Consider the following 16,517-nt stretch of genomic DNA (forward strand, 5'->3'; position numbering starts at 1 on the left):
GGTGCGAGAAAAGTCAAGGCGGAAGAACGGCAGCGCCCCTCGAGAAATACCCCACGATCCGGATGACACGATGACTCAAACGATCGACTACGAACAGCTCGTCAATGCGATTGGCGATGCCGTGATCATTTCGGATGCGAACGGAGCGATCACGTTATGGAATCCGGCGGCGGAACACATGTTCGGCTTCACCCAAAGCGAAGCGCTGGGTCAGTCGTTGGACTTGATCATTCCGGAACGTCTGCGCGGCCGTCACTGGGACGGTTATCAAAAGACGATGGCGACCGGCGAGACGCGTTACGGGCACGATCTGCTCAAGGTGCCCGCCGTCGATAAAGCCGGGCGCGCGATGTCGATTGCGTTCACGGTCGCGCTGCTGCGCTCGCCGCAAGGCGAAGTGACGGGCATCGTCGCGATAATCCGCGATGAAACGGCGCGGTTCCAGGAAGATCGCGCGTTGCGCAAGCGCATCGCCGAACTGGAGGCACAAGCTTCCGTTTGAAGATTATCGATTCACAGAACAAAAAGTACCCAAAGAGACAATAGCTCGCGTCCGCGCACCAAAACGCGCTGACGCGAGCCGAAGGAGGCGGCGGCCACCCATCCCACCGGCCGCCCCGATGCCCGCATTCGCGGCTGACCGACCAGACATCGACCCATATTCGGACCTCGCGCCGGCTTCGCGCCGCGCGCGAGGCGCAGGCGGCTGCGTGCGTGCAGATGACATCGACGCATCAGCGCGAAAGGTTTTGCGACATCGGGAAAAATATTATGAGCTTGTGGATCCGCTATACGCACGCGAAGGCCGACGATGATGGCCGCGCTCCTTTCGGCTTGCTCGACGACGGGCGCGTGGTCGAATACGAAGGCGACATGTTCGCCGCGCCGCACCGGACAGGGCGGACATTCGACCTCGAAGACATCACGCTGACGAGTCCGTGCGTGCCGGGCCGGATCGTCGCGTTATGGAATAACTTTCATGCACTCTCCGCGAAGCTCGGCAAGCCGTTGCCGAAGCATCCGCTCTTTCTGATCAAACCTTCGACGTCGCTTGCCGGACCCGGCGATACGATCCGGCGTCCTGAAGGATACGACGGCAAGATCGTCTACGAAGGCGAACTCGGGATCGTGATCGGAAAACGGTGCAGCAATGTACGCGTAGAAGAGGCCGCCGACTACGTGTTCGGCTACACCTGCGTGAACGATGTGACCGCGGCCGATCTGCTGTTCGAGGACGCGAACTTCCCGCAATGGTGTCGCGCGAAAGGCTATGACACGTTCGGCTGCGTCGGCCCCGCTATCGCGACCATGTTCGATTGGGAAAGCGCACATGTCGTGACCACGCTCGACGGCGTCGAACGGCAAAACTATCCGCTCGCCGACATGGCGTTCTCACCGCTCGAACAGGTAAGCCGCATTTCCCGCGACATGACCTTGCTGCCAGGCGACGTGATCGCGTGCGGCACTTCGCTGGGCGTGGGTTCGATGCGCGATGGCGCGACGGTCGAGGTCTCGATCGAAGGCATCGGCACATTGACGAACCGCGTATCCGAAGTGCTCGCGACGGCCGAAGCGCGTTGACTCAAGAATTCAAACCGTCGATTGGGAATACAGTCATGCCTATGATGATTGCAGTGCCACGGGAGCGCTATCCCGGGGAACGTCGCGTCTCGCTGACGCCGGAGGTAGTTGGACATCTGCTGAAGCTCGGTTTCGAAGTCACCGTCGAGACGGGCGCGGGAGAGCGTGCCGCATTCGCCGACGATGCCTATCGCGCCGCGGGCGCGCATCTCGCGCAGGATGCACGGGCGCTCTATGCGGGCGCGGATATCGTCGTGAAGGTGCGTGCGCCTTGCATCGAACCCGCAGCCGATGAAGTCGTGTGGTTGCGCGAAGGATCGACGCTGATCAGTTTCATCTGGCCGGCGCAGAACGAAGCGCTGTTGACGCGCCTCGCCGCACGCAACGTCACTGTGCTCGCGATGGATTGCGTGCCGCGCATCTCGCGCGCGCAAAAGCTCGATGCATTGAGCTCGATGGCCAACATGGCGGGCTATCGCGCGGTCATCGAAGCGGCGCATCAGTTTGGCCGTGGCTTCATGGGACAGATCACCGCGGCAGGCAAGATCGCCCCGGCGAAAGTAATGGTGATCGGCGCGGGCGTGGCGGGACTGGCGGCCATCGGCGCGGCGCGCAGTCTCGGCGCGATCGTCCGGGCCTTCGATACGCGTCCCGAAGTGCGGCAGCAGGTCGAGAGCATGGGCGCGGAGTTTCTCGAACTCGACTATGTGGAAGATGGAAGCGGCAGCGGCGGATACGCGAAAGAGATGAGCGCGGAATTCATCGCCGCGGAAATGGCGCTGTTCGCCGCACAGGCGAAGGAGGTCGACATCATCGTGACGACCGCGCTGATTCCGGGCAAGCCCGCGCCCAAACTGATCACCGCAGAGATGGTGCGCAGCATGCGCCAGGGCAGCGTCATCGTCGATATGGCCGCGGAGCAGGGCGGCAACTGCGAACTGACGCAGCCGGGCGAGGCGGCGCGCGTGGAGGGCGTGACGATCGTCGGTTATACGGATCTGCCGTCGCGGATGCCGACGCAATCGAGTCAGTTGTACGGCACGAATCTGCGGCATCTTCTGACCGATCTGACGCCGCAAAAGAACGGCGAGATCGTCATCGATACGGACGACGAAGTAATCGGCGGCGTGACCGTGGTGCTGCGCGGACAGGTGAGATGGCCGATGCCGAAGCGGCCTCAGCCTGCGGTTTCCCCGGCCGCTGCCGCGAAGCCTGCAACGACCGTTGCCGTGACGGTCGAACAGAAGCGCCGCGCGGGATGGAGCGGCGTGGCCGGGCTCGTAATTGCCGCTGCGTTGCTTGCTGCGCTGGGCGCCGTTGCGCCGCCTGCGTTCGTCGCGCACTTCACCGTGTTCGTGCTCGCGATCTTCGTCGGCTATCAGGTCGTGTGGAACGTGACGCCCGCATTGCACACGCCGCTGATGAGCGTGACGAATGCGGTCAGCGGCATCATCGTGACGGGCGCGCTGTTGCAGGTCGGCACGCCGAATAGCCTCGTCGCGATACTCGCGGGCCTCGCGATACTGATCGCGACGATCAATATCGCCGGTGGCTTTCTGGTCACTCAACGCATGTTGAACATGTTCCAGCGCTAAGGAGATCGACATGCAAAACGGAATCGGAAGCATCGCCTATCTGGTGGCGAGCGTGCTGTTTATTTTGAGCCTGCGCGGGCTCAGTCATCCATCGACGGCGCGGCGCGGCAACCTCTACGGCGTCGCCGGCATGGCCATCGCAATCGTGACGACGCTGTGGCTCAATGGCGGCGCTGCGTTGCCGGTAGTCGCCGTGCTGATGGCAGTCGGCATCGCGGGCGGCGCGGTGCTCGCGCGGCGCGTCGAGATGACACAGATGCCGCAGCTCGTCGCGGCGTTGCATAGCTTCGTGGGTCTCGCGGCGGTGCTGGTCGCCATTGCGAGCTATCTGTCGCCGGGGTCTAGTGCGGAGTCCGGCGGCGTGGCGCAATCGGTCCACGATGTCGAGATCTATCTCGGCGTGTTCATCGGCGCGGTGACGTTCACCGGATCCATCGCCGCGTTCCTGAAGTTGCAGGGCATCGTCGGAGGCAAGCCGCTGTTGCTGCCGATGCGGCACACGCTGAATCTCGTCGGCGTGTTCGCGTGTCTCGCGCTCGGCTATGTGTTCGTCACCGCGCCCGATGCGGATGTCGGCATCAGCTCGCTGCTCACGATGACCGCGATCGCCGCGCTGATCGGCGTGCACCTCGTGATGGCGATCGGCGGCGCGGACATGCCGGTGGTCGTGTCGATGTTGAACAGCTATTCGGGCTGGGCGGCCGCCGCGACCGGGTTCATGCTCAGCAACGATCTGTTGATCGTGACCGGCGCGCTGGTCGGATCGAGCGGGGCGATTCTGAGCTACATCATGTGCCGCGCGATGAACCGCAAATTTCTCTCGGTGATTCTCGGCGGGTTCGGTACGGCGACGTCGACCGCCGCGCAGGCGATAGAAGGTGAAGTCGCGCCCGTCACCGTGGATGAAGTCGTCTCGCTGCTGCGCGATGCATCGGAAGTCGTCATCGTGCCGGGCTACGGCATGGCGGTCGCGCAAGCTCAGGCAGCGATCAGCGAGATCACGAAAAACCTGCGCAGCAAGGGCGTGAACGTGCGCTTCGGCATTCATCCGGTGGCGGGCCGTTTGCCGGGGCACATGAACGTCCTGTTGGCGGAGGCGAAGGTGCCGTATGACATCGTGCTCGAAATGGACGAGATCAACGAAGACTTTTCCAACACGGATGTGGTGCTCGTGATCGGCGCGAACGACATCGTGAATCCGGGCGCACTCGAGGATCCTGGCAGTCCGATTGCGGGCATGCCGGTGCTCGAAGTGTGGAAGGCGCGCACCGTGGTCGTGTCCAAACGGAGCATGGCGGCGGGCTATGCGGGTGTCGACAACCCTCTTTTCTATAAGGAAAACACGCGGATGCTGTTCGGCGATGCGAAAGGCAGTGTCGATGCGTTGCTCAATCATCTTGGCGCGTGAACGGGACAGGAGTGACCATGAAGATTTGTGTCTATGGCGCCGGAGCAATCGGCGCATATCTCGGTGCGCAGTTAGCGTCTGCCGGCGGTGACGTGAGCTTCGTTGCGCGTGGCCCGCATCTCGCCGCGATGCGCGAGCACGGCGTGCGCTTGCAAATCGACGGCGAGGAACGTGTCGTCAAGGTTCGATGCACATCGAATCCGCGCGAGCTAGGGCAACAGGATTACGTGATCGTGGCGTTAAAGGCGCATTCCGTGCCGGGTGTCGTCGACGAGATTCGAACTTTGCTCGGGCCGGACACGGCGATCGTTACGGCGGTCAACGGGATTCCGTATTGGTACTTTTACAAGCATGGGGGAGAACTGGAAGGCACCACGCTCGATAGCGTCGATCCAGGTGCCAAGCAATGGAGCGCGCTCGGGCCGGAGCGCGCGATCGGGTGTGTCGTGTATCCGGCGGCGGAAGTCGTGGCGCCCGGCGTCATCCGTCATGTGTATGGGAAGAAATTCCCCATCGGCGAACCGAATGGGGAGCGCAGCGATCGCGTTCAGAAGTTGCACGAACTCATGAGCGCGGCGGGGCTGGATGCGCCCATCCGCGAGCAGATCCGCGATGAAATCTGGCTGAAGCTGTGGGGCAATCTCTGCTTCAATCCGATCAGCGCACTGACTCATGCAACGCTCGACGTCATCACGAGCAACCCGGCCACGCGGGCCGTATCCAAGGCGATGATGCTCGAGGCCAAAGCAATCGCCGACCGCTTCGGCGTGCATTTTCGGGTCGATGTCGAAAGGCGTATCGACGGTGCGGGCGCAGTCGGCGCGCACAAGACATCGATGCTTCAGGATCTGGAGGCGAACCGGCCGATGGAGATCGATCCGCTGCTCACGGTGGTGCAGGAAATGGGGCGTCTCGTCGGGCAGCCGACACCGACTATCGACACTGTGCTGGCGCTCATCAAGCTGCGAGGGCAGGTTGCGGAGCACGCACCGCGGCCAACCGAAAGATCGGCGCCGGTAGTCGAAACGGCTTCATAAAAGTGCTTTCTCAGGGCGATATGGCTTCGATGCGATCATGCTCGTGATCGATGCCCTGCGCCTCGATGAGCCGATGGATGAACCTTAGCTTCTTCACGGCGCCGGGCGCGAGCGTGAACGGATACGGATCGGGCATACCCATGCTTCGGTTCAGGCTGTTCATTGCATAGGTCAGCATCGTCCATTGCTTCATCAATAGATCGAAGCTCGGCGAATGAGGCAGCGCTTGCGCGGCGAATGTCGGCCCTTTGCGATTCACTTGCGCGATGTTGATGCCGCACGCGCGCGCGGTGCCGGTCGTATCGACGATATGAAGATAGTGCGCCCACGTCTCGGCCCAGTCTTCCCAAGGATGCATCGTCGCATAGGCGCTGACGTGATTGGTTGCCCAATCGGCTATCGGGCCGTTGCGATAATGCCGCGCAAGCGCCTCGCTATAGCTTGCGCGGTCATCGCCGAACAAAGCCCGAAAAGCGCCGGTCCGCCGCGCGCCGACGATAAGACGGTCGAAATAGTAATGACCGATTTCATGTCTGAAGTGGCCGAGCAAGGTCCGATAAGGTTCGCGCATCGCGATGCGCACGCGTTCCCGGCGTACATCGTCCGCTTCGGCGATATTCATCGTTATCAGGCCGCTGTGATGGCCGGACAGGATTTTCTTGTCGCGCCTGCTCTCGAGAAACTCAAATTCGAGGCCCGTATCCGGATGTTCCTTGCGCGTGTCGACGCGCAATCCCAGCACCGCGAGCGTATATAGCAGCCGCCGTTTGGCCGCTTCCATCCGCGACCAGTAATAGCGCCTGCGCGGCGCTTTCAGATTCGGAATCACGGCGGTCAGGCGGCAGGAATGGCAAAAGGCATCGTGGGAATCGGCCGGTACCATCCAGTTGCAGACCTTCTCGACCGAATAGTTGTGACAGGGCTTGTAGCGTTCGTTCCCGACCGCGGGCTTTGCCTCCCACACGGGGCCCTTCCGCTTCACGAATGCGCTCATTTCGCCTGTTTCCGGAATGAAACCGAGCATCGAGCCGCAGCGTTCGCATTGAACGTTTTCGAAGAAGATGAGATGTCCGCAGTCGGTACAGTGAAACGCTTTCATACGCGACGAATTCTGGGCGTTTCGAGAGTCGATGCGGGGATCATTCGCATGGCTCGCAAATCACCTTGAATCCGACCAGCGCGGCATTTCCGAACGTCATGCTGATAGGCACGTCCGTCGCGTCGCGGCCGCGGGCCATGAGCACGCGGCCGGTGCGCGGGGCGTTGTTGCGGGGATCGAAGGTCTGCCATGTCCCGCCGAGATAGGCTTCGAACCACGCGCAGAAGTCCTGGTCCGCATAGGGCGGAGGAAGATTCACGTCGCTGATATAGCCGGTGCAATATCGCGCTGGAATGTTCAGGGCACGGCACAGCGCGACCGCCAGTTGCGCGTAATCGCGGCATACGCCGATGCCTTCTTCATGCGCTTCGGCGGCCGTGCGGGTGGACCGTGCGGTCTTGTAGTCGAACTTGATATGAGCGTGCACGTAATCGCAGATGGCGAGCACTTGCGCACGTCCTTGCGGAAGCCCGCCGAACATTTGCCATGCAACGTCCGAGAGCAGATCGGTTTCGCAGTATCGGCTTCCGAGCAAGAACTGCAGACAGTCGTCGGGAAGCTCTTCGACCGGAAGACGGCCATCTTCGGCAGGATAACTTTCCGGCGTATCCGGCACCTCCAGCACGCCTTCGGTGGAGACCCTCAAAGCGCCTTCGGAAGGCGTCACGATGCGCGTGCACAGATTGCCGAAGCCGTCGTAGTAATGCGTGAAGGCCACTGGCGGGTCGAACGAAATGCGATCGGCGACGACGACCTTGTCCGACATGGATGGATGCGTGTTGAGCATCAGCACCGCAGGCGTGGCCTGAGTGCAGGAATAGGTCAACTGGAAACCGACACGAAGCTTCATGGAGGAGGATCCAAAGGATGAAGCGCGTCTATTCGCCCGACGTTATAAAAGCGGAGTCGTCGAGCGTGCGCTGAGATTTAAAAAGCAATGTAGAGTCCCGAGACGTTCATCTAGCGCTGAAAACAACAACGCCAGCACATGTGTCGATATACAGGCAGCATTCACCTTCCAGACGCTCCTTACGGGCGCAAACGACTCTCGACGCTCGCCGACGATTCCACTGCGCACACCGATAGTGCGAGCTAGAGCCGCCTTTCAACGCATCCCGCGCTACGAAATGGACGGCGGGCATACCCCCTGCGCTATTCATCGGTGCAGGCGAATACTCGCCTTGATCGCAATGGAGGACATATGAACGCCAGCAAGACATCGATCACCGACGACGAAGTTCACGAAAACCTCGATAACGGCGACAGTGACAAGATCGACGAAACGTTGGAAGATCTCGGCGTGACGAAGACGAATGACGGGAAAGACACATCCGAAAAGCCGGATACCGAAGGCTCGAACTCATCGAGCAAAAATCTGGACGAGGAAAGCGATTAGTTCGATACATACAGTCGAATGACAACTCGAGGAATTGCGAAATGACCGACGCCGCCGCCCCTAACGTTGCCCGCAAAGGTGTTCCCGATCCGCGCGATCCGCATCTGCGCGAGTTGGCCAACTGCATCCGCTTCCTCTCTATGGACGCGGTTCAGCAAGCAAAGAGCGGCCATCCCGGCGCGCCGATGGGCATGGCCGACATCGCGACGGTGCTCTTCAAGGACTTCCTGCGATTCGACGCGGCCGATCCGCATTGGATCGATCGTGACCGGTTCATTCTGTCCAACGGGCATGGCTCGATGCTGCTTTATAGCCTGCTATACCTCACGGGCTATCAAGACATGCCGGTCGACGAGCTGAAGCGCTTTCGGCAAGTGGGGAGCAAGACGCCGGGTCACCCGGAATATCGGCATGCCGACGGCATCGAACTGACGACCGGCCCGTTGGGGCAGGGGATCGCGGAATCGGTCGGCATGGCGCTCGGCGAGCGCATCATGAACGCGACTTTCGGCGATGAGTTGATCGATCACTTCACGTATGTCTTCATGGGTGATGGCTGTCTCATGGAGGGCATCAGCCAGGAAGCGATTTCTCTCGCGGGTCACTTGAAGCTTGGCCGCCTGATTGCCTTCTGGGATAACAATTCGATCTCCATCGACGGCGCGACCAGTCTTTCAGTGTCGGATAACGAAGTCGAGCGCTTTCGCGCGTCGGGTTGGCATGTGCTCGAAATCGATGGACACGACACCGACGCGATTCGCGAAGCCATCACCACAGCACGCTCCGTGACCGACCAGCCCTCGATGATCGCGTGCAAGACGATCATCGGATTCGGTTTTCCGACCAAGGCGGGAACGCAGAAGGCCCATAGCGACGCGCCGGGCGAAGCGGAGATTGCCGGTGCGCGAGAGATCCTCGGATGGAGCGCGCCGCCGTTCGTGATCCCGGAGCCGCTGCTGAACGAGTGGCGTGAAATCGGAGCGAAGGGCGCGCAATCGCGCGAAGCGTGGAAACAAAGGGTCGCGAGCGCGCCGGATGAATCGCGTCTCGAATTCGAACGTCGTAACGATGGTCAACTGCCTGCGGATTGGAAGAGCGCCATCGCATCGGCCCGCCAGGAGTTTCTCGACGGCGCGAAACCTCAGGCTACGCGTCAGGCCAGCGGCGCGGTGCTGAATCACTTGTTCGATGCGATTCCGGAAATGCTCGGCGGGTCCGCCGATCTCACGCCGTCCAACAATACGAAAGCGACCAATCAGGTTGCAATAGAGCCCGGCCGCTTCGCGGGGTCATATGTGCATTACGGCGTGCGCGAACACGGCATGGCAGCCGCGATGAACGGCATTGCGCTTCACGGCGGCCTCATTCCTTATGGCGGCACGTTCCTGTGTTTCTCAGATTACTGTCGGCCCGCGATCCGGCTCGCATCGATGATGCGGATTCGCACGATCTTCGTCATGACGCACGATTCCATCGGGCTTGGCGAAGACGGGCCGACGCACCAGCCCGTCGAGCACCTCGCAGCGCTAAGGGCCATTCCTCATTTGGCGGTGTATCGGCCTGGGGATGCAGTCGAAACCGCCGAGTGTTGGGAGTTGATTCTCGAACAACCACGCCGTGCCGCTCTGATCGCGTTGTCACGTCAGCCTGTTCCTTTGCTGCGTCGGGAAGCGGACACCGAGAATAAATCCGCACGCGGTGCTTATGTGCTTCTCGAAGCGGAAAACGGGCCTCGTCAGATGACCTTGCTGGCGACGGGCTCCGAATTGCATCTGGCAGTCGAGGCACGCGACGCGCTCCAACAGGCTGGCGTGCCGACTGCGGTCGTGTCGATGCCCTGTCGGTTGCTATTCGAAGAGCAGGACGCAGCGTACAAGAATGCGGTGCTGGGTCCGCCGGCGCGTGTCGCGGTGGAAGCTGCGGTCGAGCTCGGATGGGAACGATATCTCGGTGTCAACGGCAAGTTCGTCGGGATGCACGACTTCGGTGAGTCCGGCAAGATCGACGACGTCTACGCCAAATTCGATATCACCGCCGATGCGGTCGTTCGCGCGGCGCATGAAGTCTTGCGTGCAGAGGCATAACGGTCCTGTCAAGACCGGGTAGCCTTCGCCCGCTCGAACGTCGAGATACCTACGCCCTCGCGTCCGTCCACGGGACTCTTCTTCGGTCGGTCTTGATGAAATGCATGTCGCCACTGATGGTGTGGAAGCGCACCTGATCGGTTCCGACGCGCCTTTCAGAAAAGGTCAAGCGAAGCGGACTGTGCAGCATCACGCGTTAAACGTATCCTTCATAACATTCACTTAAGGTACGCCGCGATAGGATGAGACCGGATAAAGCGAGTGTGCCCAATGAATCGATACTTCACTGACAGGCAAGGTGCCATCCGGCGCGTCGTCGCCATCAAGCGCGATGTGGTCGAGGCATGCCGAGCGACGGTCGTCGGCATGCGGAAAGAGGGCGGGGAAGTCCACGGGCTGGAGCAAGTGCTGCTGCAATTGCGGATGGGGCGCATCGCGTATTTCACTTGCAGAAGCCCGATTGCTCACGACATTGTGTTCGTCAGCTAGGCGAAGGGCGTGCCGGACTTTAAATCAAATCCTGCCCGCCGGGCGGCACCACGTTGCTTCCCGTGCCCGCTTCACCTGCCAGCTGCTTCTGCGCCATGACCCAGAATTCGCCCGAGCGGTTTTCAGGGCTGCCCGCTTCTTTCCAAAGCCGATAAGCAAGCACTCGAATGTGTTCTTTCATACCTGCGATGTTCGTCATTTTTTCTTCGGCAAGGAAGCGAGTCGGTTGTACTAACGCGAGGCAAGCATCCCGACGACCAACCCGGCCAGCGCCGCCATCGTGATGGCCTTCCACGGATTCTCGTGCACGAAATCGTCGGTCGTGTCGGCGGCGACTCTGTACTTCCGGGTCATGGCATCCTGCACGTCGGAGAACTTGTTCCTGGCGATCGAACGCAGATCCGCCGATGACGAAGCATTGCTGCTCGCGTCCCACGAGCGCGACGAGTCACGGAAAGTGTGACCACCGCCGTTCGCGGCTGAATCACTATCTCCGTTCGATGCAGCGACGCTTTCGCTCGTCGGAAATTCGTAGGCATTGCCGGCTTTTTCGGTCTTGAGCGCGTCGACGGGTTGCAGGGCGTTATCGTTGTCAGCCATGTTTGCCTCCATTGGGCATTGTGAATTGCGGTGTGGTGCAAATCGCTAAAAGAGAGACATGTTCAGTAACGCAATCGGCGTGCCGCCGACGTTCTGCTAACGCCCCCTGATCGCATAAAGTCGTGTCGGCAGCGCAATCGGGCTTTGCGGATCGAACCAGCTCATATCGGGGATCCGCGAATCGGTGACGTATAGCGTGCCGTCCGCGCCTTGCGAGAACGTGTCGGGCCACACGAGTTGCTTATCGCGCAGGAGCGTGTAAAAGCGATCGCCATCGCGCACGCGGATCGCGTGATGCTCCACCGACGACACGTAAAGCCGCCCGCGCTCGTCGAACCAGAGGCCGTCCGCGGGACCGTCGATACCGACCGCTTCCACACGCGCCGACACCTGCTGCGCGCTGAGTTGCGTGTTCTGCAGCGCGTCGGCCGAGATGCGATAGAGCGTCTTGCCCTTCACCGCCTGCCAGTACAGATAGCGCCCATCTGGCGTCAGCGCGATGCCGTCCGCCGAGAAGCTCACGCGTCGGCCGTCGGTCTGCTGCAGCGGCTTGCCGTCGACCTTCACTGTCACGCTCTTGTCGGCCTGCGTGCTCGGATCGCCGTCGAGCACGCGACGCGCCGCGCCGGATGTCGTATCGAACACGACGATCGCGCCGCGCACACCGGAGTCGGTTATGTAGACGAACCGGCCGTCCGGGCTGATGCGGACATCATTGAGATAGCTGCCTTGCGGCGCGATGGTTTCATCGAACGAATAGACGTGTGCGACGCGGTTCGACGCCAGATCGATCTGCACGAGCTTCGGCGCGCCCGGCACGACGAGCGATTGCGCCGGCGCACCCGGATCGATCACCCAGAGATTGCCGCGCTTGTCCGCGACGACCGATTGCACACAGACCCAATGATCCTGCGGCGAAACTTCATCACGACGGGCATTGCGCCAGCTATTCCACTCGACATCGGGATAAGGCCGCACATCGCCCGCGCTGCCGAGTTCGGCGACCGATACGGGCGCATCTTCCGTCCAGCGGGGAAAGTTGACGAACGTGCGGCCGTCCGGCGTCACGGTGACGCCCGTGACTTGATGCTCGAACGTCGCGATGAGCTGGAGCCTGGCACCGTCGCCGTGTCTCTCGGTCCGGCTGGCGCTTTCCTGTGCGATGCCCGAGTGCGTCAAGGCGGCGAGGCTCACGGCGAGGATGGTGCGAACGAGCGGTCTCATGATCGGCTCCGAAGCGGCGATGCACGATGCCAGCAAACGCGGTGCCGTAAGCGTCAAAATCCGACGCCGAGCCCCACGCCGACTCCACCTCCGACGCCACCACCGAAGCTCCCGCCTCCCACACCCACACCGATGCTCGGTCCCGGCGCGTAATAACCGGGCCCATAAGCCGGATCGCCGTATCCATACGGCGGTGCGGAAACGCATCCCGAGACTACACCCGCCAACGCGATGAAACTAAGAAGTCTGAACATGATCGGTCTCCCGTGCAGAACGAGAGCAGCAACGCTCGGTCCCGTTCGACCTTGCGCGAGACCGTCGTCGGGACGATCCGTCAAACCGCCAGTTGATGCGCCGTCGTCTTTAGTTGCGCGACGAACTGATTCACGATCACCGAGCGCGGCCGGCCCGGCGCGAACAGAAAGCGCGGCTCCATCGGCACGGCGGGCGAAAAGCGCCGCGCGGCCAGGTCCGGAAACGAGCGGCCCATCAGCGCGAACGGATCGACGAGCGCCACCGCATTCGCCTCGCGCACCAGCGCGCACAGCACAGGCGTGCTGTTCGACACGAACGCGCTCGTGAACATCCTGCCTTGCGCGCGAAACGCTTCTCGCAGACGCCAGCCGGTCAGCGTGTCTTCGCCGAAAGTGGCGATCGTTTCCTTGTCGAGCATCTTCGGCGTGACGCTCTTGCGCGCGGCGAGCGGATGTTCGGCGCGCATCACGCAGTGCAACTCCGCGCTGCAGAATTCCTCGACTTCCAGCGTGCCCGAAGGCGCAGCGACATCGAGAATGCCGAAGTCCGCCTGATTGTTATTCACGTATTCCACGACATGGCGCGTGGGCAGCGCGCGAATATCGAATTCGACATACGGATGCGTCTTGCGAAACTCGCCGACCGCGCGCGCGACGATGGTGGTCGCGAGCATCGACACGGTCGATACGCGGATCGAGCCGCGTTGTCCTTGCTGGATTTCGCGCGCCGTTTCCGCGATCGACTGCACGCTGCCGAACAGGCGTTCGATGTCCGGCAAGATGGCCTCGGCTTCAGGCGTGCAGACGAGCCGCCCCTTCACGCGCAGAAAGAGCGTCAGGCCGATTTCCTCTTCCAGCATGCGCAGCGTCTTGGTGACGGCGGGCTGCGACACATATAGCAGACGCGCGGCCGCCGACACGCTGCCCGCTTTGACGACCGCGCGGAAGAACTCCAGATGACGCACTTTGAGCATGATCGGACCTGTTCGAAGCCATAACTTTCTGGCAGGAACAAGCTTATCAGAATGTATTGGTTTTCATGGTTTTGAAACCGTACACTGAATTACACCGCATCAGAAAGCACGCGCAATCCGGCCCATCAGACAAGGAGCTTTGCTGTGAGCATTCCCGAAGCATCGGTGTGGCGCGCACGCGCCCAGGAAGTCCGGCCCGAAGGCCGCGCGTTCATCGACGGACAGTATGTTGCCGCGCTCTCGGGCAAGACCTTCGCGACGGTGAATCCCGCAACGGGACGCGTGATCGCCGAGGTCGCGGAATGTGGCGCGGAAGATGTCGATGTCGCGGTGGCGAGCGCGCGCCGCGCATTCGAATCCGGCGTGTGGTCGCGCCGCGCGCCCGCCGAGCGCAAGGCGGTCATGCTGAAGTTCGCGCAGCTCATGATGGAGCGTCGCGAGGAACTGGCGCTGCTCGAATCGCTCGATGTCGGCAAGCCGGTCGCCAATGCGTACAACGGCGACATCGTCAGTTCGGCGAGCTGCATTCAATGGTACGGCGAGGCCGTCGACAAGCTCTACGGCGAAACCGCGCCTGCCGCCCCCGACATGACGACGATGATCATCCGCGAGCCGCTCGGCGTGGTCGCGGCGGTCGTGCCGTGGAACTATCCGCTGTCGATGGCGAGCTGGAAACTCGGCCCCGCGCTCGCGGCGGGCAATTCCGTCGTGCTCAAGCCCGCCGAGCAATCGCCGCTCACGGCGATCCGCATCGCAGCGCTGGCGACGGAGGCGGGCCTGCCTCCCGGCGTGCTCAACGTGCTGCCCGGCTACGGCGAAACGGCCGGCCGCGCGCTCGGCCTGCACATGGATGTCGACGCGGTCGGCTTCACCGGTTCCACGGCCGTCGGCAAGCTCTTCATGCAGTACTCGGGCCAATCGAACATCAAGCGCGTGGGACTCGAATGCGGCGGCAAGAGCCCGCACATCGTGCTCGACGACTGTCCCGATCTCGCCGCCGCCGCGCGCGCCGTCGCGGCCGGCATCTTCGCCAACAGCGGGCAGGTGTGCAACGCGGGATCGCGGCTCATCGTGCAGGCCGCCGTGCGCGACGAGCTGCTCGACAAAGTCGCGGCCATCGCGCGTGAGCTCGTGCCCGGCGATCCGCTCGATCCGGCCACGAAGATGGGCGCGATCGTGAGCCAGGCGCAGCACGAATCCGTGATGTCCTACATCGACGCGGGACGCGCGGACGGTGCGCGCATCATCGCGGGCGGGCGTGCGGCGCGACCGGATTCGGGCGGTTACTTCATCGAGCCGACCGTGTTCGATCGCGTGAGCAACGACATGCGCATCGCGCGCGAAGAGATCTTCGGGCCGGTGCTGTCGGCAATCACGGTGGAATCGCCGGAAGAAGCGGTGCGTATCGCCAACGATACGATCTACGGCCTCGCCGCCGCCGTGTGGACCTCGAACGTCGCGCGCGCGCAGCAGGTGTCGCGGCAACTCAGGGCGGGTGTCGTGTGGGTCAACTGTTTCGATCGCGGCACGATGTCGTCGCCGTTCGGCGGCTTCAAGCAATCCGGCTTCGGCCGCGACAAGTCGATGCACGCCTTCGACAAATACATGGACTGGAAAGCAATCTGGATCGCCGGGTAAGCATGCCCCGGCACGCTGTCCCTCACCATTCGCGCGAAGCATGGAGACCATCATGAAAACGCCTGACGTCAAGACCGGAACGATGCCCGATGCCTCATTGCACGCTTCGCGCTCGCGGCGCGTGTTCCTTGCGCAGGCAGGCGCGCTCGCCGGCGCGGCGCTGCTCGGTGCGCCCGCGATCGTACGCGCGCAGTCGAAAAGCATCAGCGTGACGTGCTGGGGCGGCGCGTACGAAACGGCGATCCGCGGCGCATTCGCCGAGCCGTTCACGAAGGAGACGGGCATCGCGGTGACGCTCGTCAACAGCGCGGATCTCGCCCGCATGAAAGTGCAGGTCGAGTCGAAGAACGTATCGTGGGATGTGTTCGACAGCATCGGGCCGCAGATCGTCGCCGGTTCGCGGGCGGGCATGTGGACGAAGCTCGATCCGGCCATCGTCAAGACGGATGGTCTCATCACGAAGACCGCGCCGGATTTCGTCGGCACCTATTCGTTCGCGGGCGGCATCGGCTTCGATCCTAAGCGCACCGCGAAGCCGCCCACGACCTACGCCGAGTTCTGGGACGCGAAGGCGTTTCCGGGGCGGCGCGGCTTGCGTCCGCGCGTCAGCGAGAATCTGGAGATGGCCTTGCTCGCGGACGGCGTCGCGCCCGACAAGCTCTATCCGCTCGATGTCGAACGCGCGTTCAAGGCGATGGATCGCATCAAGCCCTCGGTGCGCAAGTGGATCGAAACGACGCCGGAAACGGTCACGCTCATCGCGAGCAACGAGCTGGATTTCACGTACACGTATCTGAGCCGCGTGTTGCCGGCGCAGCGCGCGGGCACGTCCATTCAGATGTCGATGAAACAGACGCTCAATAGCCTCGAATATCTCGCGGTGCCGAAGTACGGCAAGAACACCCAGGCCGCCATGCAGTACGTGGCGTTCTGTCTGCGCCCGGACCGTCAGGCCGCGTTCTGCGAGATGGTCGAGTTCGCGCCCAACGTCGCTGCCGCGATGCCGCTCATGTCCGCCGCCGCGAAGGCGCGCATGCCGGACATGCACGACAAGAACAGCGTCATCGTCGACGATGCATGGTGGGGCGATCACTACGACGCGCTGCAAAACCGCTTCACGACGTGGATGCTCACGTAA

General features: G+C 62.2%; 17 protein-coding genes. 10 read left to right on the top strand and 7 right to left on the bottom strand.

Features of this window, described 5'->3' with window-relative positions; genetic code table 11:
• Positions 1 to 70 precede the first annotated feature (70 nt).
• From NCS28_RS27850 to NCS28_RS27870, 5 genes are all read left to right on the top strand, one after another.
• Complete coding sequence (locus tag NCS28_RS27850) at positions 71 to 502, top strand: PAS domain S-box protein (RefSeq protein WP_250517003.1); 432 nt, start codon at positions 71 to 73, stop codon at positions 500 to 502.
• A gap of 269 nt (positions 503 to 771) precedes the next feature.
• Positions 772 to 1,581, top strand: a complete 810-nt coding sequence (locus NCS28_RS27855) for a fumarylacetoacetate hydrolase family protein (RefSeq protein ID WP_250517004.1) — start codon at positions 772 to 774, stop codon at positions 1,579 to 1,581.
• 35 nt (positions 1,582 to 1,616) lie between these two features.
• Entirely contained in the window at positions 1,617 to 3,176 is a 1,560-nt protein-coding gene (locus tag NCS28_RS27860; protein ID WP_250517005.1) for a Re/Si-specific NAD(P)(+) transhydrogenase subunit alpha, read from the top strand.
• A gap of 10 nt (positions 3,177 to 3,186) precedes the next feature.
• Positions 3,187 to 4,584 carry a Re/Si-specific NAD(P)(+) transhydrogenase subunit beta gene (gene pntB / locus NCS28_RS27865; protein WP_250517006.1) on the top strand — a complete coding sequence of 466 codons (1,398 nt, stop codon included), beginning with the start codon at positions 3,187 to 3,189 and terminating at the stop codon, positions 4,582 to 4,584.
• A 17-nt stretch (positions 4,585 to 4,601) separates the two neighbouring features.
• The gene (locus tag NCS28_RS27870) at positions 4,602 to 5,621 is read left to right on the top strand and encodes a 2-dehydropantoate 2-reductase (protein WP_250517007.1); all 1,020 of its coding nucleotides are present in this window, start codon (positions 4,602 to 4,604) and stop codon (positions 5,619 to 5,621) included.
• 10 nt (positions 5,622 to 5,631) lie between these two features.
• Here the strand turns inward: NCS28_RS27870 and NCS28_RS27875 are convergent, their stop codons facing one another.
• Positions 5,632 to 6,720 carry a zinc-binding metallopeptidase family protein gene (locus NCS28_RS27875; RefSeq protein ID WP_250517008.1) on the bottom strand — a complete coding sequence of 363 codons (1,089 nt, stop codon included), beginning with the start codon at positions 6,718 to 6,720 and terminating at the stop codon, positions 5,632 to 5,634.
• Between the two features lie 40 nt (positions 6,721 to 6,760).
• Positions 6,761 to 7,570 carry a transglutaminase-like domain-containing protein gene (locus tag NCS28_RS27880; protein ID WP_250517009.1) on the bottom strand — a complete coding sequence of 270 codons (810 nt, stop codon included), beginning with the start codon at positions 7,568 to 7,570 and terminating at the stop codon, positions 6,761 to 6,763.
• A 351-nt stretch (positions 7,571 to 7,921) separates the two neighbouring features.
• Here NCS28_RS27880 and NCS28_RS27885 point away from each other — a divergent pair, with 351 nt between their 5' ends.
• The 3 genes from NCS28_RS27885 to NCS28_RS27895 all read left to right on the top strand — a co-directional run bounded on the left by NCS28_RS27885 (position 7,922) and on the right by NCS28_RS27895 (position 10,689).
• A complete protein-coding gene (locus NCS28_RS27885; protein WP_250517010.1) occupies positions 7,922 to 8,116 on the top strand; it encodes a hypothetical protein in 195 nt (64 codons plus the stop codon).
• Positions 8,117 to 8,157: 41 nt separating this feature from the next.
• Entirely contained in the window at positions 8,158 to 10,200 is a 2,043-nt protein-coding gene (gene tkt, locus NCS28_RS27890) for a transketolase (protein ID WP_250517011.1), read from the top strand.
• A 270-nt stretch (positions 10,201 to 10,470) separates the two neighbouring features.
• Entirely contained in the window at positions 10,471 to 10,689 is a 219-nt protein-coding gene (locus NCS28_RS27895; protein WP_250517012.1) for a hypothetical protein, read from the top strand.
• Between the two features lie 19 nt (positions 10,690 to 10,708).
• Here NCS28_RS27895 and NCS28_RS27900 read toward each other — a convergent pair whose 3' ends face one another.
• The 5 genes from NCS28_RS27900 to NCS28_RS27920 form a co-directional block, all read right to left on the bottom strand.
• Complete coding sequence (locus NCS28_RS27900) at positions 10,709 to 10,888, bottom strand: DUF2934 domain-containing protein (protein ID WP_250517013.1); 180 nt, start codon at positions 10,886 to 10,888, stop codon at positions 10,709 to 10,711.
• Between the two features lie 32 nt (positions 10,889 to 10,920).
• Complete coding sequence (locus NCS28_RS27905) at positions 10,921 to 11,289, bottom strand: ElaB/YgaM/YqjD family protein (RefSeq protein WP_250517014.1); 369 nt, start codon at positions 11,287 to 11,289, stop codon at positions 10,921 to 10,923.
• Between the two features lie 96 nt (positions 11,290 to 11,385).
• Positions 11,386 to 12,513, bottom strand: a complete 1,128-nt coding sequence (locus NCS28_RS27910; RefSeq protein WP_250517015.1) for an L-dopachrome tautomerase-related protein — start codon at positions 12,511 to 12,513, stop codon at positions 11,386 to 11,388.
• A gap of 53 nt (positions 12,514 to 12,566) precedes the next feature.
• Complete coding sequence (locus NCS28_RS27915; protein WP_250517016.1) at positions 12,567 to 12,767, bottom strand: hypothetical protein; 201 nt, start codon at positions 12,765 to 12,767, stop codon at positions 12,567 to 12,569.
• 80 nt (positions 12,768 to 12,847) lie between these two features.
• Positions 12,848 to 13,741: a LysR family transcriptional regulator gene (locus NCS28_RS27920; RefSeq protein ID WP_250517017.1), complete on the bottom strand. Its 894-nt coding sequence runs from the start codon at positions 13,739 to 13,741 to the stop codon at positions 12,848 to 12,850.
• Between the two features lie 144 nt (positions 13,742 to 13,885).
• On the opposite strand from NCS28_RS27920, the gene NCS28_RS27925 reads away from it, so the two are divergent.
• Together NCS28_RS27925 and NCS28_RS27930 are read left to right on the top strand one after the other, a co-directional pair.
• Positions 13,886 to 15,379, top strand: coding sequence for an aldehyde dehydrogenase (locus NCS28_RS27925; protein ID WP_250517018.1), 1,494 nt, complete (start codon positions 13,886 to 13,888; stop codon positions 15,377 to 15,379).
• A gap of 52 nt (positions 15,380 to 15,431) precedes the next feature.
• Complete coding sequence (locus tag NCS28_RS27930; RefSeq protein ID WP_250517019.1) at positions 15,432 to 16,517, top strand: ABC transporter substrate-binding protein; 1,086 nt, start codon at positions 15,432 to 15,434, stop codon at positions 16,515 to 16,517.

It is taken from the genome of Caballeronia sp. INDeC2, assembly GCF_023631325.1.
In the GTDB taxonomy this organism is placed as follows: Bacteria; Pseudomonadota; Gammaproteobacteria; order Burkholderiales; family Burkholderiaceae; genus Caballeronia.